The organism is Mycobacterium appelbergii, from assembly GCF_032883035.1.
Lineage (GTDB): Bacteria > Actinomycetota > Actinomycetes > Mycobacteriales > Mycobacteriaceae > Mycobacterium > Mycobacterium appelbergii.
The window spans coordinates 13,532-34,482 of the sequence record NZ_JAMQTH010000011.1; the positions used below are offsets into that span (position 1 = coordinate 13,532).

A 20,951-nucleotide genomic window follows, 5' to 3' on the forward strand; every position below is an offset into this window, starting at 1 on the left:
TCAATCCTTCGTTAGGTGGGTTGGCGCAAACATCTGCAGGACTGCGGGCAGCACGACGACGGCAGGTCCGTCGGTGGCCAAGGTGGCGGCTACGACGTCACCGATGTTCTCGACAGTGGCGGGGTGCGCAGGGATCCCGAAACTGGTGGCCAGCGCGGCGAAGTCGGGTCGGGCCAGTTCGGTGGCAGTGGCGGTGCCGAACTCGGCGGTCATGTACTCCCGCAGAATCCCGTATCCGCCGTCATCGACGATCAGCCACGTGACATTCGCGTCGTGTTGACGGGCGGTGGCGAGTTCGGCGATCGAGTACATGGCACCACCGTCGCCGGACACCGCGAAGGTGCGCTCGCCGGTGGCGATCGCCGCGGCCAGCGCCGCCGGGAAGGCGAACCCCAAACCCCCAGCGCCCTGGGCGGAATGGAAACCGCCGTCCTGTGGGTCCCATACCGACCAGGCCCAGTACCCGGCGATCGTCATGTCCCAGAAGGTGTGTGCGCTCGACGGTACGGCGGCGCGCAGATCGGCCATGAGCGTCAGCTCGGTGGCAACATCCTGTGCGGCCAGCCGGTCTTCCACGGCTTTGCGTAAGTCGGCAGCCTGCGTGACGCCCGCACGGTCGTCACGGGCGTGCACCTGGTGTGTCAATGCACTCATCGCCTGCGCGGCGTCGGCGTGGATGGCCAGCGCGGGATGGTTGGCCTCCAGCACCCGGGCTTCGGCGTCGATGTGGATCAGCCGGCCGCGCGGTGCGAATGTGAAGTAGTTGCTGGTGACCTCACCCATGGCGGTCCCGACGGCCAGCAGTACGTCGGCGTCTTCGAGCAGCTCGGTGGTGTAACGGTCCTCGATCCACGAGGCGGCTGACAGCGGATGGTCGAACGGAAAAGCACCTTTACCGCCCACGGTCGATACCACCGGCGCACCGAGTCGTTCGGCCAGGGCGACGAGTGCGGCCGGACCGCCTGCGGAGCGGCGTATCCCGCCGCCGGCCAGAATGACCGGTCGGGCAGCGGAATTCAGCAGCGCTGTGGCGGCCTCGACGAGTTCGGGACGTGGCGCGCGCCGGACAATATCGACCGGCAGAGACGGTACCGGTGGCACCGATACCGGTTCCAGCAGCACATCTTGCGGAATTTCGACCCACGTCGGGCCGGCCGGCGCGGACAACGCCAGCGCGTAGGCATCGGCGATCAGGCTCGGAATCTCGGCGGCCTGTCGCACGGTGGCAGCACTCTTGGTGACGTTGACCGCACTGGCCTTCTGGTCGTCGAGCTGATGCAGCATCCCGCGCCGCAGGCCCATACCGGACCGCGGTACCTGGCTGGCGATCACCAGCACGGGCACCCCGGTGGCATAGGCCTCTTGCAACGCGCCGAGCGCGGTCAGCGCGCCCGGACCGGTCGACAGGAACAACACTCCGACCTCGCCGGTCACGCGGCTGTAGCCGTCGGCGCCGAACGCGGAGTTGTTCTCCACCCGCGAGCTGATGAACCTCAGGTCGCTGCGCCGGATGGCGTCGAACAGGCCCAGCGCGTTCTGGCCCGGGATGCCGAAGACATGCGAGACACCCAGTGCGGTCAGGGTTTCGACGACGAGGTCGCCGCCGTTACGCATCAGGACCCAGTGCCAGTAGCGAGACGAGGTCGTAGGCGACGTGGGCGGCGGCCACCCCGGTCATCTCAGCGTGGTCGTAGGCCGGGGCGACCTCGACGACGTCGGCGCCCACCAGGTTCAGCCCGCGGAAGCCACGCAGAATCTCCAGCAGCTCGCGGCTGGTCATGCCCCCGGCCTCGGGAGTGCCGGTGCCGGGTGCATGAGCGGGATCGAGCACATCGATGTCGATGGACAGGTAGACCGGGCGGTTCCCGACGCGTTGGCGCAGTTTGTCGACCACCTCGCGCACGCCCTGGTAATACACGTCGGACGAGGTGACGATGCCGAACCCGAAGCGGCGGTCGTCCTCGAGGTCCTTCTTGCCGTACAGCGGGCCGCGGGTGCCGACGTGCGACAGCGCCTCGGTGTCGACGATGCCCTCTTCGACTGCCCGGCGAAACGGGGTGCCGTGGGTGTACTCGGCGCCGAAGTAGGTGTCCCAGGTGTCCAGGTGCGCGTCGAAGTGCACGAGTGCGACCGGGCCGTGCTTGGCGGCCGCGGCCCGCAGCAGCGGCAGCGCAATGGTGTGGTCACCGCCGATGGTCACCAGTTTCGTTCCGTCGGAGGTGAGTTCACCGGCGGCGCCCTCGATGGTTTCGATCGCCTCGTGAATGTTGAACGGGTTTACCGCGATATCGCCTGCGTCGGCGACCTGGATGAGGTCGAACGGTGACACGTCCAGCCCGGGGTTGTAGGGCCGTAGCAGCCGGGAGGACTCCCGCACATGGGTGGGACCGAACCGGGCGCCGGGTCGGTAGGAGACTCCGGAGTCGAAGGGCACGCCTGCGACGACCACATCGGCTTTGGTCACCTGGTCCAGACGGGGCAACCGGGCGAAGGTGGCGGGTCCGGCGAAGCGGGGAATCTTCGACGCGTCGACGGGACCGATTGGGGTCGAAGATGTTGCGGTCATGCTGTCACTTCCTCTGTGGTAGCGGTGGTTTGGGTCTGGTCGTCACTGACGATCGGGATGTTGGCGGGATTTCCGGCAGGCACCGCGCGGGGGCCGTCGGGACCGAAGGCGTCGCGCGGTTCGGGGAACGCCCACAGCAGTGCGGGGTAGAGCACCGCGGCCAGGCCCAGGCCGAGGGGAATCGACAGGTCGATGCCGCCGGCCAGGTTGCCCAGGGGGCCGACGAATTGGTCGGGCAGGTTGACGAAGCAGATCGACAGCGCTGCCGAGATCAGCCATGCCGCCAGGCCACGCCAGTTCCAGCCGTGGGTGAACCAGTACCGGCCACCGCGCTGGCGGCGGTTGAACACCTGCAGCGCGTCCGAGTCGTACCAGCCGCGGCGGGTGAACCAGCCGATCATCATCACCACCATCCACGGCGCCGTGCAGGTGACGATCAGCACGGCGAACGTCGAGATACTCTGCACCACATTGAAAGCGAAGCGGCCGATGAAGATGAACACGATGGCGATGGAGCCGATGAATATGGTCGCCTGCACGCGGCTGAAGCGGGGGAACACGCTGGCGAAATCCAGGCCGGTGCCGTAGAGCGCAGTGGTACCGGTCGACATCCCCCCGATCAACGCGATCAGGCACACCGGGACGAAGTACCAGCCGGGTGAGACAGTGAGCAGCCCACCGACGTAGTCGCCGTCGGCGAAGTTGTCCGGTGCGTGGGTGGCGATCACCGTCGCGGTGACCAGGCCGAACAGGAACGGCACCAGGGTCGACAACTGTGCCGCGATGGTGGCCGTCATGCACTTCCAACCCGGGGTGCCGCGTGGGATATAGCGAGCCCAATCACCGAGGAAGGCGCCGAACGACACGGGGTTGGACATCACGATCAGCGCCGCTCCGACGAACGACGGCCAGTACAGGGGATCACCCATCGGCAGCGTCCCCGCATAGCCCGCGTCGAACATGCCGCCGAACGCGACGATGCCCGCCAGGAACAGCAGGGTGGCGGCGATGACGGCAACCTTGTTGACCAGCAACATGAATCGGAAGCCGTAAATGCACACCACCAGAACCAACAGCGCGAATATGCCGTACGCGACGCCGACCGCTACGTCATTCTGCGGCAACCCGATGGCGCGATTCGCACCGCCGACCAGTACGTCGCCGGAGGTCCACACCGAGATCGAGAAGAAGGCGACGGCGGTCAGCAGGGACAGGAATGAGCCGACCACGCGGCCGTGCACACCCAGATGCGCCGAGGAGGACACCGCGTTGTTGGTGCCGTTGCGGGGACCGAACAGCGACATCGGCGCGAGGATCAACGAACCGAGGACGAGACCGGTCAGCGTCGCCAGCAATCCGTCGCGGAACGACAGTCCGAAGATGATGGGGAAAGTGCCCAGCACCACCGTGGCGATGGTGTTGGCACCCCCGAAGATCAGCCGGAAAAGGTCCAGCGGACCGGCGCTACGCTCGGCGTCAGGGATCGGTTCGACACCGTGCGTCTCCACCTCGGTGACTTTGGGTGGGATGGTGCGATGTTCAGTGGCGGCCATGACGGTCCTTGCGCGAGGGCGGCGGGTGTGATGTGCGTTACGCTAAACCCGCAGGTGAGACGGCGCAATCGATTCGATCGTTACATCCACGTTGCCGCTGTCGATATGCCGGAGTCATACGTCATTCAGGTCAGAAATCGCCGTCGTGGCGCTGTCATATGATCGATACGCGTGCAGATGTGCGAGAAAAAATCTTCGGCCGAATTTGAGGTGACTACCCAGATGGACGAGGTCGACGAGGCGATCGTCAGTCTGCTTGAGGGTGACGGGAGGTTGACCCACCGTGACATCGCGCAGCGGGTCGGGTTGTCGAGGTCGGCGGCTGCCAGCCGGATACAGCGACTGATCTCCAGTGGGCAGGTAGTGGTGCGCGGCGTCGTGCACCCCGCCGTGCTCGGCCGTGGAGCCCTGGCGCATGTCAGTGTGATGGTGGACGGTCCGGCGGCTCGGATCGCCGCCGGCCTGGCGCAACGCGACGATGTCGCGTTCCTGTCGCTGACCAGCGGTGCGTACGGATTGATCGCCGAGGTGCGGGTCGGATCGATCCGCGATATCGACGGCGTGATCGCCGAACTACGGGTGCTGTCCGGCGTCGTCGGGGTCGACACGCTCACCTACGTCGAGGTGTTGCGTGATGTGATAGGCCCGGTCGGGGATGTCAGCGTCGAGATCGATGAGGTGGATCTGGCGCTGCTGCGGGCACTGCAGGATGACGGACGGGCGTCGTATGTGGATCTCGCTGAAAGGGTGGGACTTTCACCCGCCGGTGCGCGACGGCGCGTCGTGCGTCTGGTCGAATCGCAAGTGGTGCGCATCGGTGCGGTGGTGCGGCATTCCGGGCAGGACCGGCAGAGTGCGCTCGGGCTCGGGATCCGGCTGACCGGGGCCGCCGACGAGGTGGTGGCCACGCTATTGGGAATGCGATCGGTGATTTTCGCGGCCCGCACCCTGGGCCGGTTCGACCTGTTGGCGACGGTGCGGGCGTTTTCGGCTGCGCAGCTGATCGAGATCCTCGACGCGGTACGTGCGCTGGACGGCGTCGGTGTCGTCGACAGTTGGGTGCATCTGGACGTGATCAAGGAGACCTACGCGTCGGGACTGGACGCGATGGCGGCAGGGGGCACGCGCTAAACCGCCCCGGCAGTGCCGCAGGTGATGGATACTGCCGGGGTGCTGAGTGAACTGACGCACCTGGTCAGCTTGTCGCCGCCAGGACTGACCGACATCAACGCCGCGGTCCGCGAGGTATGCGCCTCGGCGCTCGGACTGCCGCCGGTGGCCGCAGAACGTTCAGGCGGCGCCGTCGACCCGATGGTGACCGAGTTCGCCGAGCAATTCAGCATGGACGTGGCCGCGATCAGCCCCGCGCAGCGTGCTGCGTTCCTAGACCTGTTGGGCGCCGACGTATTCGGGGTCACCGCACTGATATTCGTCGCTGACTTCGCGCCGCGGATGCGCACCGGGCTGTCCTCGATCGGCGTGGACTGGCCGGCGGAGCCCGATGGTTGGGACCGCGACACCGAACCGGGCGGCTACGTGCTGGATGTTTTCGTGCCCACCGTGGGACGGATGCGGACGCTGGACCCGGTGACCTCCGAGATCGTCCGTCTGCGCGGGGCCCGCCAGCACAACTGCCGACTGTGCAAGTCGCTGCGCGAAGGCGCCGCGCTCGACGCCGGAGCCACGGAGTCGGTGTACGCCGAAATCGATGACTACGAGAATTCGACACTGTCCGAACGGCACAAGGCTGCGCTGCGCTACGTCGACGCGCTGATCTGGACACCGTCGCAGGTGGCAGGCGCCGAGCTTCGCCAACATTTCACGCAGGACGAGGCGGTCGAGTTGACACTCGACGTCATGCGCAACGCGTGCAACAAAATTGCCGTCGCCTTGGGCGTGGACGCGCCCCGGGTCGAGTCCGGGACCGAACGGTATCTGCTCGGCGACGACGGCCAGCCGGTCTACAGCTGACTCACGCCGCCTTCTTCTTGAGCACCAGCATGGGCAGCAGGAGGGTGGCCAGCGCGGTGACCAGCCAGACCACCACGGTCGCGGCGATCCACGAGCCGATGCCACGGATGCTCAACCCGTGGGTGAGCACCGAGGCCAGAATCAACGCCGCCAGCGTCGAGACCAGGCCGATGCCGCCGAGGAACGCCGAGGCGTAGCGGCTGGCCATCTTGAGGAAGAACGGCGAAAGGATCCCCTGCGCGACGGTGAAGATCACGACCGCGGTGACGAACCCGAACACCGACACCGAGACACCGGGCACCAACCATGCCGCCGCCAACAGGCCGATCGCCGAGGACGCCAGGAAGATCGCCACACGCAGGAGGAACCGGATCACGCGGTGAGCGTATCCGGCGGGCCGTATGTACCGCCGGGCTTCGCTCCCAACCGTGGCGGTGCGAGGTCCTGCCGAGGGTGTGGGAACATAGTTGCCGCATAGTTGCGCCTGGGGCGGTAGCTCAGTCGGTTAGAGCCGCGGACTCATAATCCGTAGGTCGCGGGTTCGAGCCCCGCCCGCCCCACTTCAGTGGGTGTATTCAAGATCACTCACGTTGTGTCATCGTTTTTTCATCGTTTATGCGGGCCGGGGCCCCCTGGCCGAACCAGGCATGACCTGTGCCCAAGCGTGCTGCACGGCGGTCAGGGCATCCTTGGCAAACCCTGTGCACGAGGCGAACTCGACTCATACGTCGGATGCCGCGCAGACCGCACGCGGTCTCGGCACGGTCCCTGGACGCCGCTAGAGACCGATGTTACGCTCATGCCGAATCGTTTCGGCAACGACGTTGCCCTTGGAGCTACGCGGTCTCCTAAACGGTTTATCAATGGTGCGGGTGTCTGCTCGCGTGAAAGGAAGTGAGGCAACGATGACTGACGTGACGGCCGGTTCATTCGACGAGACGATGTGGAGCGGGCTCCTGCACGGAGGCCTCGGCGGAACCTTCATGGGTGTGCCGAGCATTGATCTCGACCGCGAGGCGATCAAGGCGTCGGGAACGAAGGCGGTGGTGTACGGATTTCCGTTCGACGCGACGACGATCAGTCGCAGCGGTGCCAATTACGGTCCTCGCGCGATCCGCGAAACATCGGTGCAGTTCACGAACTTCCAGGCAACCTACGACTTCGACCTCTTCGAACGGCTTCCACTTGCCGATGGCGGGGACTGCAATGTCGCGCTCGGCAATACTGTGAAGACCTTCGAGCGGGTAGAAGCGGACATCGCCGAGATCGTCGCCGGCGGAGCGATTCCGGTGGTCTTCGGCGGCGACCACTCTGTGAGCATCCCGGTCGGCAAGGCGGCGAAGCGGCCGGGGACGAGTCCGGGATGGGTGCAGTTCGACACACACCTCGACGCTGCGCCGGATGTCGGGGGCGAGGAGCTGAATCACTGCTGCACTATCACGCGCGCGGTCGACAACGGGTACGACCCGTCAAAGATGGTGCTCGTCGGCATCAGCGGATGGCTGAACCCGAAGACGGAGTTGAAGTACTGCCGGGACCACGGCATCCGGGTGATCTGGTTGGAGGACATCTGGGAGCACGGTGCGGCGTGGGTCGTCGAGCAGATTCTCGAACGCGTCGGCGAGGAAGGGTTCTATCTGACGTTTGACGTCGATGCTCTCGACGCCGCCTATGCGCCGGGAACCTGCGCTCCGACGCCAGGTGGAATGACCATGCGCGAGGCGCTGGAGATCATTCGGGGCATCTCACCTGCGGGGTTGATCGGCGTCGATGTCGCGGAGCCGGCTCCGTCGCTCGACCACACGACCCGGACCCAGCTGGTCGCTGCTCGGATAGCGCTGGAGGCGCTGGCTTTCCATGCGGGCTCGCCCCGCACTCCGGTGCGAGTCGGCTGACACGACAGGAAGGTGCAGGCCCGGGCCGAACGGCCCGGGCCCGCACGCCCGCCACCGCTACGATTCGTAGAGTTCTGGACGGCGCTGACCGAGCATGTCGGTCGCGTCCTCGCCGCGGGCGCCGACCTCGACGTCAGCGGTCGCACCGTCGATCTCAACGTCGTCCAGTGCAGTGAGCACTGAGCCGTCGCGGTCGACGATCCGGCTCGATCCACAGAAGTGGTGCCCCGATTCGCTGCCGACCCGGTTCGCGTATGCCAGTGGGACGCGGTTCTCCATCGCTCGGGAGCTGGCCGCGATGCGATGGTCACGTTCGTAGGGGTGCATGTTGGCCGACCCGGCGACGAGAAGCACTGCTCCGCGGAGCACGAGCGTGCGGGCCACCTCGGGAAACTCGAGCTCGAAACAGTTCAGGACGCCGACCGCGGTGTCGCAGAGGGTAACCGGTTCGAGCGCATCGCCGCTGAGGAATGCCTCGCGCTCGCTCCCGAACAGGTGTGTCTTGCGAATGGGCTTGCGCACGGTCCCGTCTCGGTCGATGGCGAGGTAGGTGTCGAAATAGCCGCCGGAAGCGGGCTCGACATATCCGGTCAGCAGAGCTGTGCCTGCAGACCGGCAGGCGTCTGCGAGTTCCGCGATTCGCGGGTCGTCGAGTGGCAGTGCGATCTCGCCGAGACCGGTCGTCTGGTAACCCGAGAGAAAGAGTTCGGGGAACACGATCACATCGGCTCCGCCGGTGGTGACGCCGTCTCGTACGCGGGCGAGGTTGTGGTCGAGGTCCCTGGGGCGCGGCGCGTCCTGAACGACGGTGAGGCGCAGGGTATACGGCGGCGTCATGGTGCTCCCGTGTGCGGTGTGGTCATGGTGGGCGGGGCAAAGTTAAACCGTTTCGAGCAAGGATATCAACCGCGGATCCACTGCTTGTTAAAACGTTTCGGCTGACGTAGCGTGATCGCCGTTACATACCTTCGCCGTATCGAAGCAAGGGAGTTTCTATGGCCGAGGCACCGATGGTGATGAGGCGAGAGTTCACCATGTTTTCCGCTTTATCCGTCGCTTTCGCGTTCGTCTCACCGATCGTTGCCCTCTACAGCGTGCTCGGTGTCGGGCTGGCCACCTCGGGGCCTGCGTTCATCTGGGGCGGCCTCATCCTCTATGCCGGCCAGTTCGTTGTGGTGCTCACGTTGGGTGTGCTCGCTTCGAAATGGGCCGATTCAGGCGGCATCTATCAGTGGTCTCGCCGTCTGCTGGGGCATCGCTACGGCTGGTTCGCCTCATGGACCTACATCTGGACACTCCTGATCACCCTGCCCGCGGTGGCATACGCCGGGGCGGTGCTGATACCGCCCATCTTCGACATCCAGGGAGCCGGTCACGGCCTGGTCACGTGGTTGGCGGTCGGGATCCTCGCGTTCAGCACGCTGGTGAATCTCGCCGGGCGGGTGTTCATCAAGATCCTCATGGTCGGCGTGATCTTCGCCGAGGCGGTGGGGTCGGTCGGGGTCGCGATCTGGCTGCTCCTGTTCGAACGCCATCAGGGCCTTGAGTACCTGTCACCGGCCGCGCTCGGCGACTACCGTGGGGCGCTCTTCTCGGCTCCGCTGGTGATGGCCATCGCATTCTCGAGTTACTTCGCGATCGGCTTCGAGAGCGCCAGCTCGATCGCCGAGGAGGTCAAGCGCCCGAAGTGGGCAGTGCCGCGGGCGATGGTGGTGTCGTTCTTCGCGATCATGACCATCGTGGTGCTCAGCACGCTGGCGTTCACGCTCGCGGTGCCGAACGAGGCGTTCCTCCAAAACCCGGAGAATGCCGCGGATCCGGCCGTCGCCATCATGGCTACCGCGCTTCCCGAGCCGGTTTTCCGTGGCGTCCTCGCCCTCTTCGTCATCGCGTTCGCCGCGAGTCTCATGACCATTCAGATCACGGTTTCCCGAATCGTCTGGGCGACAGCGCGAAACGGAGAGCTGCCGTTCGCCCGGATCCTCACCAGCCTGTCCGGAGAGACGGGCCTGCCGCGGCGGGCGGTCATCGTCACAGCGATCATCGCGGTGCTGCTTTTCCTGCCGTTTCAGAGCGAGGGCATCCAGATGGCGCTGATCTCCTTCTCCTCGGTGGGCTTCTTCATCTCCTTCCTGTTTCCGATCCTTGGCCTGGCCATCGCGCGCGTTCGCGGCCGGTGGAATGACGAGCCCGACCTGTTCCTCGGACCTGCGGGACGCGTGGTGGGGTGGATTGCGCTCGCGTGGTTGGTATTCCAGATAGTCAACGTCGCGTGGCCACGGGAGACCGGCGGTGGATGGGCCAGCGACTGGTCGACGATCCTCGGAGCCCTGGCGGTGGGCCTGCTCGGGGTGGTGGTGGAGGCCTGGGTGCATCGAAGGAGGCGGCAGGCGGCGTTGACGGGTCAGACGCTCGTGATCTTCGAACGTGACGAATCGGCCGACGACGAAGGGGAGCCCGAGTCGGCGGACAGCAACCGCCTCAGTCGGCGAGCGTTGACTCCCGGACGGTGAGCGATGCGTCCACCAGTTCGCGTCGTCGATCGGATTCGCCGTCGAGCTTGGCGAGAAGGAGGTCGACCGCGACTTCGCCCAGCCGCACCGGGTGCAGATCGAGCGCGGTGATCGGCTTCTGCAGGCCGTAGTCGAGGTAGCGGCTGTCCGTGAGACTGACAACCTGAAGATCCTCTGGCACGGCCAGTCCCAGCATGTGTGCGCTGCGCTCCGTGGCGAATGCGAGCGTGTCGAGTGTGGTGAGCACGGCATCGAAACGGCGGTCGGGGGAGGCGAGCGCGGCCCGGATCACCGGCTCCGCCTCATCCACGCGCGGCCCCGACGAGCGGATGATGATCGGCTCCAACGAGACCGTCGAGCACCAGTCGAGATACGCCGAAAGTTCGTCTCTGACATAGAAGGAGCTGGTTTCGCTGAGGAACAACGCCGTTCGTGAACGTCGGGTCGCATCCAGATGGGCCAGAGCCATCGTTGTACCCGTGGAGAAGTCGTTGTCCACCCAACTGAGCTCGCCGGAGTTCCGGCCGATGGTGACGCAGGCCAAGCCGGCGTGCGCGGCATCAGCGAGCAGCTCATCATCGTCGCTCGGGTCGACGACGATGAGGCCGTCGGCCGCCGAGAGGTACGCCTGTGAGGACGAGTGGGAGGGGAGCATGGACAGCAGGTACCCCCGCCGGAAGGCTTCGGCGCTCGCTCCGTTCAGGACTCTGAAGTAGTACTCGATGTCCCATTCGGGCTGCAGATCGGAGCCTGAGGACTGTACCGCCATGGGGGAGACGGTCAGCACGAGCGAGCCGGTCCTGCCCGCATTGAGATTCTTGGCGATCCGATTCGCGGTGTACCCCAGGCGATTCGCGATATCGACCACATTCTGACGGGTGGCCGCAGCGACGCGCCCCTTACCGTTCAGCGACTCTGACGCCGTGGCGATCGAGACGCCGGCCTCGCGTGCGACGTCCTTGATGGTGATACGGCTGTGTTTCACGAAACCTCGGACTTGCAGTTGTCGTCGGAGAAATGATCGAGATCGGCCAGGACCGTGCGGACGGCGAGGTCGAGTGACGGAGGCTGTTTCGCCGGGGGCAGCGACGCGCGTGCCTCCGCGACCAGCGCAGAGATCCGCTCCTTCGTCGAATGCAGTATGCGACTCGAACCAGCTTCCTCGGCCAGACGGTCGCGCAGTGATGGTGCCGAGGCCGGCCGGGTCTCTCCGAGCTGAATGAGACGCCGGTAGGCGCTCCAGAGCGGAAATGTGGGAACTCCGTTGCGGAGATCGGCCCCGTGGTCCTTACCGAGGTTGAGAGCGTCATCCCTGACGTCGAGCAGGTCGTCGGAGAGCTGAAAGGCGAGACCGAGCCGTCGGCCTGCGTTGCGGAAAGCGTCCTGGAACGCGGTGTCGCAGTGGGCTGCCATGGCGCCGAGTTCGAAAGCGGCTCCGAAGAGAGCACCGGTCTTGAGAGTCGCGTAGTCTTCGATTCCCCGTTGAGCGTCGGCGCCCCATTCGAGCGCCGGTTCCAGCAGCTGTCCCCTGCAGAGCTCCCCGAAGGCGCGGGCGAGCACGGCCACGGCACGCTCTCCCAGAGCTGCCGCAGTCTCGAACGAAAGGGCGATGAGCAGATCTGCGATGAGGATCGCGGTGGCCTCGTCGGCGTCGACGTGCAGCGACGGGTACCCGCGGCGGGATTGGGACTCGTCGATGATGTCGTCGTGCACGAGTGATGCGGTATGGAGCAACTCAAGTGCGACGGCCGCATCCGCGGCAGATCGTGGAGCAGGTGTGCCGAACGCGTGCGCTATGAGGAACAGCGTCCGTGCGCGCAGGTACTTGCCGCCCGAGAGGGCATCGATGGTCGCCAATGGATCATCAACCGGGAGTGGGATATTCGCGATGCGCTCGGATACATGAGCCCTGAGGCTGCCGGCGACGGAGGCCACGTATGCGTCGATCGTCTCCGGTGCGAACGGCTCCGCGTCGCTCGGAAGAGCAATGGGCGTCGTCGTCACACGGCTCCCTTCTCCGGTCAATATGACGGTGCGAGGATTCCCATAGGATACGGTCACGGGTGACCAGTGCCAAATCGGTTCAGCAACTGCCGCCACAGCCGCCAGTGCCGCGCCGCAGCCGCGAGATCAGCGCAATGGTCGACGCTCGGCGGGCGAATCGACCATTGCGCTGATCTGGGCTCGAACCGGGCGGAATATCCCACGTCGTCGGCCAGGTTGACCCCTTCATGAGGACTGGCCGGTGAACGATCTGGGAACCGATATCGAGTTGCGGTTGGTGCGATATTTCACGGTGGTGGCGGAGCAGCTGAACTTCAGCCGGGCGGCCGCCGAGCTTCATCTCGCGCAGCCCGCGTTGAGCCGCCAGATACAGCGCCTGGAAGGCCGTCTCGGGGTACGCCTGCTGGATCGGACACCGCAGGGCAGCTTGCTCACCGAGGCCGGCAAGGCGTTTCTGCCGGAGGCACATGCGCTCTTACGCGCCGCTCGCCAGGCGGCGCTCACCGCCAGGGCCTATGCGCCTGCCGGCAAGGTCATCATCGGGTACGTCGAAGACCTGGTCATCACACCGGCCGTCCGCGAGCTGCGGCACCGCCACCCGCAGGCCGAGATCGGCACCCGGCACCTGGAGTGTTACGACGAATGGGCCTTCGCCGACGGCCAGGTGGACGTGCTGGTTGCCCGGGACCCGCTGTCCTCGCCGGCTGATGCGGCCCGGATGACCGTGCTCTACGAGGAACCTCGGATGCTGGTCGTGCCGGTCGACCACCACCTCGCCGGGCGCGCGTCGGTGTCACCGGACGATTTCGCAGGAGACGGCTCGGTCGTCTGCCCCCACGGCGGTACCCGCTCGATCTACCCGACCGAGGCCTACCAACGCAGCGACCCGGGCCCGATTTCGGCAGGCCCGATCACCGAGAGTTTCGAGGACAGACTCGAACTCGTGGCGAGCGGCCAGGCGATCGCGGTCCTGCCGGTCGGCGACCGGCGCAGCTCCCTGCGGTCCGACCTGGCCACCGTGCCCGTTGAGGGCCTGCCCGCCAGCAGGGTCGTGGTCGCGACCCGGGTCGGAGACCCGAATCCGCTGGTGGCCGACTTTGTCCATGCCGCTCGTGCCCACCTCACCGGCGTAGCGGCGTGATCAATTCACGAGTCACCGAAATGTGCCGCGTATTTCGCCGGCCCATAAAATAGAGGCGGGATATTCAGCGCTCGCCCCGGCTGCAGTTGGGGTCCGCGGGCTTGGTGGGCCAGGCACAGACATCGATGAATGTGGTGCTGGCAAATCCACCGCCGTCGAACACGCCGTACGCCTCACCGTGGGTTCCGGTGAAGGTTGCGCCGCCGCCTCCTTCACCGCCACCTGAGCTCACAATGGTGGTCACCGCCCAGCCTTTGTCCGTCAGCGCTGCCTTATAGGCCTGCATCGCATCGTTGGGCGCGGCGTTGACCTTGTAATGCAGGTGGACACCGTTGTTCGGAATGGTGTCGGGCCCAGTTGCCTCACTGTTGGCGGGCGTGGGGATCAGCGACTGCAGTTGTCCGCTGTCGACGGGCGCTGCCGCGGCCTGCGAGGTGGTGCTCGGGGCGGTTGTTGTCGTGGTGGCCTCGGTGGTCTCTGCCGCCGAGTTGGTACTGCCACATGCCGCAGCAACCAGGCTTACGGTCACCGCAATACCAGCTAAAATGTGGGAATTTCGCGTCATCATGGTGACCTTTCCGTCTCGGCGCACCGTATATCAGTGGGGTCGACAGCCGTCGGGAAATGCGAAACTCGCGAATAGCCCTTTCCGCAGCTCAGTGGCGGGATCTGTAGTTGCCAGATCACACAAGCCCGGAATGCGGCTCGTGGCGTCGACGTAACGATTCCGCAAAGTCTTCGAACTGTGTGCACGATGTTCTGCGGAATACTCGAATGCGCTGCTTCCCTGGATTTACCAGACTGCGACGTGTCTTCAGCAGAGACGGGGGTAAACGCATGCGTCGTCTGAAATTTGTGATCGCCATTTCCGCTGTGTGTGTGGCCGGCTGCGGTGGTGGCGGTGGCGACGGCACCGACCAGGACCTTGCTGAGCAGACACCGAGCAAGCCGATGATCACGTCATTCGCCCCGGTGCCTCTGGCGAACGACGTCCTGCCTGAATTATTGCTTCCGCCCGAACGGATCGATGCGGCGGTGGGCGCAGCGGGCATGATCGTCTCGAGTACCCACACGGAAATGTCGGATGACAGCGCGACCATGGAACCGCGTGAGTGCTTGGCCGTCGACGGCGCCGCACAGGCAGCGGTCTATGCCGACAGCGGTTTCACCGCCATGCATGATGAGACCCTCGCGAATGGCGACGACTTCACCCATTTCGCCCAGCAGGCCGTGGTGTTGTTCCCCGACGCCGACAGGGCCAAGGGGTTTTTCGACGCGTCGGCGCAACAGTGGCCGGCGTGCAAGCATTACACCCACCTGCAGTCCGGCTCGCTGTGGGATGTCGGTCCCATCGCGAACAAGGACGGCATGCTGAGCGCGACCACCACCCAATCGAACGCCCAAGAAGGCGGATGGGCGTGCGGGCGGGCCTTGACCGTCAACAACAACGTCATCGTCGACGTCAACACCTGCAGTGCCAACCCGGCCGGCTCGGCCGTCGCGATAGCGGCGGAGATCGCCTCGAGAGTGGATTCGCCGTCGTCTCAACGGTAGGCGCGGCGCCTATCGGACCGGGCCGACCACCCCTGACGCGGGGACGGGGATCGGTGTGGTCGCGGAGTACCCGACCGGGAGGAGCACGTCACCGGCAGTGGTCCGGTACATGACCTCCCACCGGTAGTAACCGGTGAAGGCGGCGGGGTCGGTTGCGAGGACCTCCGCGTAGTCTTTGACCGCCTGCACATATCGGTTCGAGTTGTTGTACCGGTACAGGGCGTGATCCGGGTCGTCGGTGAAACCGTTGGCGGCCAGATGGCGGCCTGCGGCCACGATGCTGTCCCGGGGCGAGTGGATGTCGCCGCCCTCGCCGTAGGCGGCGAATGTGGACGGCATGAACTGCATGGGCCCTTGCGCGCCGGCCTCGCTGACGCCCGAGATACGGCCGAATCCGGTTTCGATCAGATTGATCGCCGCCAGATAGTTCCACCCGACACCGGACGCGGCTTCGGCTTCGCGGTAGTAACCCAGCAGTTCGTCCGGTGGCGGCGGGGGAATGATCCGCCACGCAGGCAGGGTGTCCTTCACGCGGTTGCTCATCGCGGCGAGTTGCCGACGTGCGTCGACGTTGCGGTCGTAGATGCCGCGCAGCGGCGGCGGGATTCGGGGACGCGCGATCGGGTCCCACTCGGGGTGCCGGCCGAAGGCACGGTACGCCGCTTGCTGGCGGTGTGCCGCCGCCAGCAACACGGTATCTGACGACGACGGGTCCCTCAGTGCGCGCTCGTCGGCGACGAGATCGTCGGCGAGTTGCGCGGGGTCGGTTGCGAGCCGTCGGTTCTGGGGTTCGTGCGGCTGGATGCGTGGGGCGGAGTGCGCAGCGGATGCCGTCGACGTGGGCGACGACCCGTTCGATGGTGAGCAGCCGACAAGCCCGCACATCAACGTGACGACAAACGTGATCGTGACGGTTCGGCGCATCAATGTTCCTAGAACGGCGCGCCGGGAGGTGGCGGCGGGGGCGGAGGCGGAGCCGGCGGCGGTGGCGGTGGGGCCGGGGCCGGCAGGGTTATCGGCGGCAATCCGGGGATCAGGATGACGTTTTCAGGTGGGGGAGGCGGCGGCGCCCCGGGCGGCGGCGGAGCGTCCGGGCGGGGGACATAGACGGGTGGAGGCACGTACCCGGTGCTGGTGTTGATCGTGATGATCGAGCCGGGAATGGTCCTGCCGCTCGGGGTCGTCCCGACCACCGAACCTTTCGTGGCATGGCTGTTGACCGGTGTGGGCTTGTCGGCCACTTGGAAACCGGAGTCCAGCAGGCGCTTACGCGCCTCGTCGAATTTCATGTCGGTCACCTCGGGCACCTGGCTGCCCGGGCCGCCCTCGACGTACCGTGGATCGGTCGGAGGCAGCGCCAACGGGCCGAAGTATTCCGCGATCGGATTCATTGCCGCATACCAGGTCAAGGCCGGCTCGATGCCGCCGAACAGGGTGCCGTCGCTGCATTCACGCAACGGGTACGAGCACAGACCCCCTGGTGACGACGAGTCGTCGAAGATGTAGTTCGCAGCGGCGTACCGGTTGGTGAAGCCCAGGAAACCCGATGACCGGTGCGCCTCGGTCGTGCCGGTCTTGCCGGACATCGGCAATGTCCAGCCGACCGAACTTGCCGCGCCTGCGGCGGTTCCGCTGGAGTGATCTTTGCTCAGGGCGTTGGACAGCGTATTGGCCAGCCCCTCCGGTACAGCTTGATCACAAGGCACGGTCTCGACACCCACCTCGCGGCCGCGGCGGTCGAAGATCTTGTCGATCGGGCTCGGCGGGCACCACGTGCCACCGGACGCCAGCGTCGCTCCCACATTCGACAGTTCGAGCGCATTCAGCTCGAGCGGGCCGAGCGTGAAGGATCCGATGTTCTGCCGCTTGACGTAATCGGCGAGGCTCTCGTCGGAGTCGGGGTTGTAGGCCCGGGCGCTATTGGGTTCGGCGTACGACCTCAGCCCCAGCCGCACCGCCATGTCCACTGCGCGTGCCACCCCGATCTGTGAGATGAGTTTGGCGAACGCGGTGTTGGGTGACTGGGCGAGGGCATCGGTGATATTCAGCGAGCCGGGGAAGGACCTCGCGTTGCGCACACACCACGTTTCCTTCGGACAACCGGGAGTATCGCTGCTGCCCAGGCCCTTGCCCTGAAACGCTGACGGCACATCGAGTTTGGCATTGATTCCCATACCCATGTCGAGGGCGGCCGCGGTGGTGAAAATCTTGAATATCGATCCGGCGCCGTCACCGGCGAGAGAGAACGGCTGCGGTTGCACCGTCTCGTTGGCATCGATGTCGAGTCCATAGGTGCGGCTGTCGGCCATCGCGACAACCCGGTGGGCGTCTTTGCCCGGCGTGATCACACTCATCACGCTGGCGACACCGTCGGTGTCCGGGTCTGCAAATTTGTCGACTGCGGACTTCACGCTGTCCTGCACCTTGGGGTCGAGCGTGGTGCGGATCAGGTAACCGTTGCGTGCGACGTCTTCGATGGTGAGTCCCGCGTGCGCCAGGTACTGCAGCACGTACTCGCAGAAGAAGGCGCGGTCTCCGGCGGCGATACAACCCTGCGGCAGCGGCTCGGCTTGGCGCAGCACTCCCAGTGGCTCGGCTTTGGCAGCCCTGAGTTCGTCGGCGCGGTCCGGCAGATAGTCGATCAAGGTGTCGAGCACGGTGTTGCGTCGCGCGAGGGCGCCGTCGGGGTTGGTGTAGGGATTGAGTGCGCTGGTGGACCGCACCACGCCGGCCAACAAGGCGGCCTGTGACCAGGTGAGGTCGGCAGCGTCGACGCCGAAGTAGGTACGTGCCGCGTCCTGAACGCCGAATGCGCCGTTGCCGAAGGACACGAGGTTCAGGTAGCGGGCCAGGATCTCGCCTTTGGGCAGTGCCTTGTCCAATGCCAGGGCTATCCGCATCTCACGCAACTTGCGGGCGGGCGTCACTTCGACCGCGGCTCGGCGCTCGGCCTGTGTTTTGGCATTGACCAGCAGGTTGTAGTTCTTGACGTACTGCTGCTCGATGGTCGAACCGCCGCGCACCTGCTCGACGCCCCGCAGGTATCCGATGAGGCCGTTCAGTGTCCCCTGGATGTCCACACCGTTGTGTTCGACGAAGCGTTTGTCTTCGACCGACACGATCGCCAGCTTCATGGTGTCGGCGATCCGATCGCTTGGCACCTCCCATCGACGTTGCTCGTAGAGCCAGGCGATCGGATGGCCCGAGGTGTCGACCATGGTGGTGACGAGCGGCGCGTCGCCCTGCAGCACCTGCGCCGAGTCCTGGGCGACCGTATCGGACAACCGCGCCGTCAACATCCCGACGCCGCCGATGACGGGGAACATCAGTGCGGCCGTGAGCAATCCGGCCAGCACACAATGCATGGCCAGCTTGGCAACCGTAGCCCCCGACCGCGGGCGCGGGTCGGACATGTCCTCAAGCGTAGGGCCTTGCGGGTCTCCTGGTGAGCTGATTGCGCGCGAGACGTTAGGTGCGTTGGTATTTCGATGAGACGTTCATTAGACTCCGCTGCCGCCCCGACCGGCCGCGGTCCGGGTCCAATCGTTGCGCATGGCAACTATGTTCACAGCATCGAAGCAACTGATGACGTGATCGATCCGTCCATGGGCAGCACCGGCGACGGCGATCAGCGCAGGGAGATCGCCTCGCCGGTGCGTATCGTGCCATCAGCGATCACCTCGAAATAGGCTCCGGCGCACGGCAGGACGCCGAAGTCGAAGGACTGCACCCGGTTTTCCTTCGCCGGCGTGCGTAGCGCGTGGGGTGCGCGAGCGAGCCGGCCATGTTCGAGGGTGGGTATCACACACCGCGGCGTGGGCCCCATACCCCTGATCTGCACCTGGCCGATCGCCAGCGTCCGCCCGACCCAGTCGTTCTCCGCGTACGCGGGGTAGCCGGGTGGCGTTGCGATCACCAGGTTCGGTCGGTAGCGCTCGGCTTCCGTGCCGATGCGTTCCAGGGTCGCCGTGGTGATGACGTGCATCGGCGCGAAATCGACGAACGAGTCACCCGGAGTGCCCTGGGCCAGCTCGAGCAGGGGAGCTTCGACCTCGGCGTCCACGCCCTGTTCGAGCACCTGGTCAGGATCGGCTCGCTCTATCGTCGCACCCTGCTGCCGACCGTCGACCAAACGCACGGGTCTCGACAGCAGTCGGGAAAGCTGTTCGTCGGTGCCGTCGTCGTCGGCCGGCACCATTGTCCCGTCGGGCAGCCGGATCTGCACACGGCCGTCGTGCACACCGGCATTGCACTGGAGGAGGTCACGCCAGAGCCGAGCCTGCTTTGCGCTTGCGATTCGTCCGGTCTGTGTGTCGACCAACGCCAACCGCCGGTCGCCCTGCACGCCCCGCTCGTCGACGAACAACTCCTCGACGGTCTCGCCCAGCATCGACTTCACCGGATACCGGCGCAAAGTCGCCACGTGCATCTGCTGTTCGGGGGCCGCGAGATTCATGCAAAGAACCATAGTTCGAATCGCATCGGCGGAGCGGCCGACCGGCCCGCGAGTGTGTTCAGATCTTGGTGTGCGTCCGCGTCACCGTGGGATGCGGATCGGCGTCCTCGCGGTGCTGGAATCGGAGAATGTCGGGGTTGCGCACGGTGCCGTCCCCGATCTCGATGGCGCGCGAGATCGTGGTGCTCGTATCCCACGCCGCCTGCCCGCCGAGCACCGTTTCGATGTGCGGCATCAGCGCTTCGCTGATCTCCCAGGTCGCGGAGTTCCACAGATAGGACGGACTGTGGTCGACGGCGTAGTACTGGACACCGTTGGTCAGCTCGCGAACCGGAGCGGTGAACGACGTCGGATGCGCCCAGCTGAATCCCATGCCCTCATCGCAAGACACGTCGACCAGCAGGCTACCCGCGTTGAACACGGTCAGATCATCCTCGGTGACGAAGATCAGGGGAGCGTTGGGATCCTGCAGCACGCAGTTGACGACGATGTCGTTCTCGGCGAGGAACCGGGCCACCGGTATGACGCCGTCTTCCGGTGTATCGGCCCACGTCCGCCCGGGTGCGTCGGCGTCCTGCCCCATCTGGACGATCTGCGTGGAGTGGATCGGTGACCCGACGGCGGCCACCTCACGGTTGGTCAGGACCCGGACGTCGTCGACGCCGTGGGCGTTCAGCGCGGTGACCGCACCGCGAGCCGTCGCACCGAATCCGATGACCGCGGCGCGGAGCCGACGGCCGTAGCTGCCGGTGACCCCGGCCAGTTGCATGGCATGCAAGACCGAGCAGTAGCCCGCGAGCTCATTGTTCTTGTGGAAGACGTGGAGGCCGAAGCCGCCATCGGCCTGCCAGTGGTTCATCGCCTCGAAAGCGATCAGCGTCAACCGCCGGTCGATGGCGATCTGCGTCAGTTCGGGATCCTGCACGCAGTGCGGCCATCCCCAGACGATCTGACCGGTCCGCATCCCCGCCAGGTCGTCGGCGCGCACCTTGGGCAGCAAGATGACATCGCAGTCCGCGACGAGTTGGTCCCGCGTCCTGATGCCGCCCACGAGCGGAGCCAACGCAGCGTCGGTAGCGCCGAACTCCGCGCCGTAGCCGTGCTCGAGGAAGATCCGTTGCCGCACCGGTGGATCGATCCGGCTGAGGTGTGCAGGGTGAATCGGCAGTCGGCGTTCGTTGGGTTTACCGCAGCGGGCCAGTACACCCAATGAAAGCTGTTTTTCCTCAGCGATCTTCGTCAAACCCCTTGATTGTGAGGGCCTGAGTGGTCCCGATGCCTTCGACACTACGCGTAGG

General features: G+C 65.7%; 18 protein-coding genes and 1 tRNA gene. 7 read left to right on the top strand and 12 right to left on the bottom strand.

Translation table 11 applies throughout. The features are described from left to right. From M1247_RS23875 to M1247_RS23885, 3 genes are read right to left on the bottom strand one after another with little or no spacing between them, the layout of a single operon-like run. Positions 1-1,614 carry a thiamine pyrophosphate-binding protein gene (locus M1247_RS23875; RefSeq protein WP_317158884.1) on the bottom strand — a complete coding sequence of 538 codons (1,614 nt, stop codon included), beginning with the start codon at positions 1,612-1,614 and terminating at the stop codon, positions 1-3. Continuing rightward, positions 1,607-2,566 (bottom strand): agmatinase, encoded by a 960-nt coding sequence (speB, locus tag M1247_RS23880; protein WP_317158885.1) that lies wholly within the window; start codon positions 2,564-2,566, stop codon positions 1,607-1,609. Before speB (M1247_RS23880) ends, M1247_RS23875 begins: the two co-directional genes overlap by 8 nt. Then, entirely contained in the window at positions 2,563-4,119 is a 1,557-nt protein-coding gene (locus tag M1247_RS23885) for a purine-cytosine permease family protein (protein WP_317158886.1), read from the bottom strand. Before M1247_RS23885 ends, speB (M1247_RS23880) begins: the two co-directional genes overlap by 4 nt. 222 nt (positions 4,120-4,341) lie before the next feature. On the opposite strand from M1247_RS23885, the gene M1247_RS23890 reads away from it, so the two are divergent. Both M1247_RS23890 and M1247_RS23895 read left to right on the top strand, forming a co-directional pair. Further along, complete coding sequence (locus tag M1247_RS23890; protein ID WP_317159109.1) at positions 4,342-5,250, top strand: Lrp/AsnC family transcriptional regulator; 909 nt, start codon at positions 4,342-4,344, stop codon at positions 5,248-5,250. A 24-nt stretch (positions 5,251-5,274) separates the two neighbouring features. Next, positions 5,275-6,090, top strand: a complete 816-nt coding sequence (locus M1247_RS23895; protein ID WP_317158887.1) for a carboxymuconolactone decarboxylase family protein — start codon at positions 5,275-5,277, stop codon at positions 6,088-6,090. 1 nt (position 6,091) lies between these two features. On the opposite strand, the gene M1247_RS23900 is transcribed toward M1247_RS23895, so the two are convergent. Next, complete coding sequence (locus M1247_RS23900) at positions 6,092-6,466, bottom strand: phage holin family protein (RefSeq protein WP_317158888.1); 375 nt, start codon at positions 6,464-6,466, stop codon at positions 6,092-6,094. Positions 6,467-6,576: 110 nt separating this feature from the next. On the opposite strand from M1247_RS23900, the gene M1247_RS23905 reads away from it, so the two are divergent. Continuing rightward, positions 6,577-6,650, top strand: a tRNA-Ile gene (locus M1247_RS23905). A 345-nt stretch (positions 6,651-6,995) separates the two neighbouring features. Continuing rightward, positions 6,996-7,985, top strand: a complete 990-nt coding sequence (gene speB, locus M1247_RS23910) for an agmatinase (protein WP_317158889.1) — start codon at positions 6,996-6,998, stop codon at positions 7,983-7,985. Positions 7,986-8,042: 57 nt separating this feature from the next. Here the strand turns inward: speB (M1247_RS23910) and M1247_RS23915 are convergent, their stop codons facing one another. Further along, the gene (locus M1247_RS23915) at positions 8,043-8,822 is read right to left on the bottom strand and encodes a nitrilase-related carbon-nitrogen hydrolase (RefSeq protein ID WP_317158890.1); all 780 of its coding nucleotides are present in this window, start codon (positions 8,820-8,822) and stop codon (positions 8,043-8,045) included. Between the two features lie 158 nt (positions 8,823-8,980). Between M1247_RS23915 and M1247_RS23920 the strand changes: the two genes are divergently transcribed. Then, the gene (locus tag M1247_RS23920) at positions 8,981-10,498 is read left to right on the top strand and encodes an APC family permease (RefSeq protein WP_317158891.1); all 1,518 of its coding nucleotides are present in this window, start codon (positions 8,981-8,983) and stop codon (positions 10,496-10,498) included. On the opposite strand, the gene M1247_RS23925 is transcribed toward M1247_RS23920, so the two are convergent. Further along, on the bottom strand, positions 10,467-11,483 hold the full coding sequence (locus tag M1247_RS23925) for a LacI family DNA-binding transcriptional regulator (protein WP_317158892.1): 1,017 nt from the start codon (positions 11,481-11,483) through the stop codon (positions 10,467-10,469). The genes M1247_RS23920 and M1247_RS23925 overlap by 32 nt on opposite strands. Next, a complete protein-coding gene (locus tag M1247_RS23930; protein WP_317158893.1) occupies positions 11,480-12,502 on the bottom strand; it encodes a polyprenyl synthetase family protein in 1,023 nt (340 codons plus the stop codon). Before M1247_RS23930 ends, M1247_RS23925 begins: the two co-directional genes overlap by 4 nt. Before the next feature lie 241 nt (positions 12,503-12,743). Here M1247_RS23930 and M1247_RS23935 point away from each other — a divergent pair, with 241 nt between their 5' ends. Beyond that, the gene (locus M1247_RS23935) at positions 12,744-13,643 is read left to right on the top strand and encodes a LysR family transcriptional regulator (RefSeq protein ID WP_317158894.1); all 900 of its coding nucleotides are present in this window, start codon (positions 12,744-12,746) and stop codon (positions 13,641-13,643) included. A 64-nt stretch (positions 13,644-13,707) separates the two neighbouring features. Here the strand turns inward: M1247_RS23935 and M1247_RS23940 are convergent, their stop codons facing one another. Beyond that, the gene (locus tag M1247_RS23940) at positions 13,708-14,172 is read right to left on the bottom strand and encodes a hypothetical protein (protein ID WP_317158895.1); all 465 of its coding nucleotides are present in this window, start codon (positions 14,170-14,172) and stop codon (positions 13,708-13,710) included. A gap of 308 nt (positions 14,173-14,480) precedes the next feature. On the opposite strand from M1247_RS23940, the gene M1247_RS23945 reads away from it, so the two are divergent. Further along, entirely contained in the window at positions 14,481-15,197 is a 717-nt protein-coding gene (locus tag M1247_RS23945; protein WP_317158896.1) for a sensor domain-containing protein, read from the top strand. A gap of 9 nt (positions 15,198-15,206) precedes the next feature. Here the strand turns inward: M1247_RS23945 and M1247_RS23950 are convergent, their stop codons facing one another. The 4 genes from M1247_RS23950 to M1247_RS23965 form a co-directional block, all read right to left on the bottom strand. Further along, positions 15,207-16,121: a lytic transglycosylase domain-containing protein gene (locus M1247_RS23950; protein ID WP_317158897.1), complete on the bottom strand. Its 915-nt coding sequence runs from the start codon at positions 16,119-16,121 to the stop codon at positions 15,207-15,209. Positions 16,122-16,129: 8 nt separating this feature from the next. Next, positions 16,130-18,610 (bottom strand): transglycosylase/D,D-transpeptidase PonA2, encoded by a 2,481-nt coding sequence (gene ponA2, locus M1247_RS23955; RefSeq protein WP_317158898.1) that lies wholly within the window; start codon positions 18,608-18,610, stop codon positions 16,130-16,132. A 215-nt stretch (positions 18,611-18,825) separates the two neighbouring features. Continuing rightward, positions 18,826-19,653: an MOSC domain-containing protein gene (locus tag M1247_RS23960; RefSeq protein WP_317158899.1), complete on the bottom strand. Its 828-nt coding sequence runs from the start codon at positions 19,651-19,653 to the stop codon at positions 18,826-18,828. 58 nt (positions 19,654-19,711) lie between these two features. Next, positions 19,712-20,896, bottom strand: coding sequence for a N(5)-(carboxyethyl)ornithine synthase (locus tag M1247_RS23965; RefSeq protein ID WP_317158900.1), 1,185 nt, complete (start codon positions 20,894-20,896; stop codon positions 19,712-19,714). Positions 20,897-20,951 lie beyond the last annotated feature (55 nt).

What these genes read in the sequence shown, in the direction of transcription:
- speB (WP_317158889.1), top strand. Translation starts at nt 6,996, where the DNA reads ATGACTGACGTGACGGCCGGTTCATTCGACGAGACGATGTGGAGCGGG.
- M1247_RS23875 (WP_317158884.1), bottom strand. Translation starts at nt 1,614, where the DNA reads ATGCGTAACGGCGGCGACCTCGTCGTCGAAACCCTGACCGCACTGGGT.
- M1247_RS23885 (WP_317158886.1), bottom strand. Translation starts at nt 4,119, where the DNA reads ATGGCCGCCACTGAACATCGCACCATCCCACCCAAAGTCACCGAGGTG.
- M1247_RS23960 (WP_317158899.1), bottom strand. Translation starts at nt 19,653, where the DNA reads ATGAATCTCGCGGCCCCCGAACAGCAGATGCACGTGGCGACTTTGCGC.
- M1247_RS23945 (WP_317158896.1), top strand. Translation starts at nt 14,481, where the DNA reads ATGCGTCGTCTGAAATTTGTGATCGCCATTTCCGCTGTGTGTGTGGCC.
- M1247_RS23890 (WP_317159109.1), top strand. Translation starts at nt 4,342, where the DNA reads ATGGACGAGGTCGACGAGGCGATCGTCAGTCTGCTTGAGGGTGACGGG.
- ponA2 (WP_317158898.1), bottom strand. Translation starts at nt 18,610, where the DNA reads ATGTCCGACCCGCGCCCGCGGTCGGGGGCTACGGTTGCCAAGCTGGCC.
- M1247_RS23895 (WP_317158887.1), top strand. Translation starts at nt 5,275, where the DNA reads ATGGATACTGCCGGGGTGCTGAGTGAACTGACGCACCTGGTCAGCTTG.
- speB (WP_317158885.1), bottom strand. Translation starts at nt 2,566, where the DNA reads ATGACCGCAACATCTTCGACCCCAATCGGTCCCGTCGACGCGTCGAAG.
- M1247_RS23920 (WP_317158891.1), top strand. Translation starts at nt 8,981, where the DNA reads ATGGCCGAGGCACCGATGGTGATGAGGCGAGAGTTCACCATGTTTTCC.
- M1247_RS23915 (WP_317158890.1), bottom strand. Translation starts at nt 8,822, where the DNA reads ATGACGCCGCCGTATACCCTGCGCCTCACCGTCGTTCAGGACGCGCCG.
- M1247_RS23950 (WP_317158897.1), bottom strand. Translation starts at nt 16,121, where the DNA reads ATGCGCCGAACCGTCACGATCACGTTTGTCGTCACGTTGATGTGCGGG.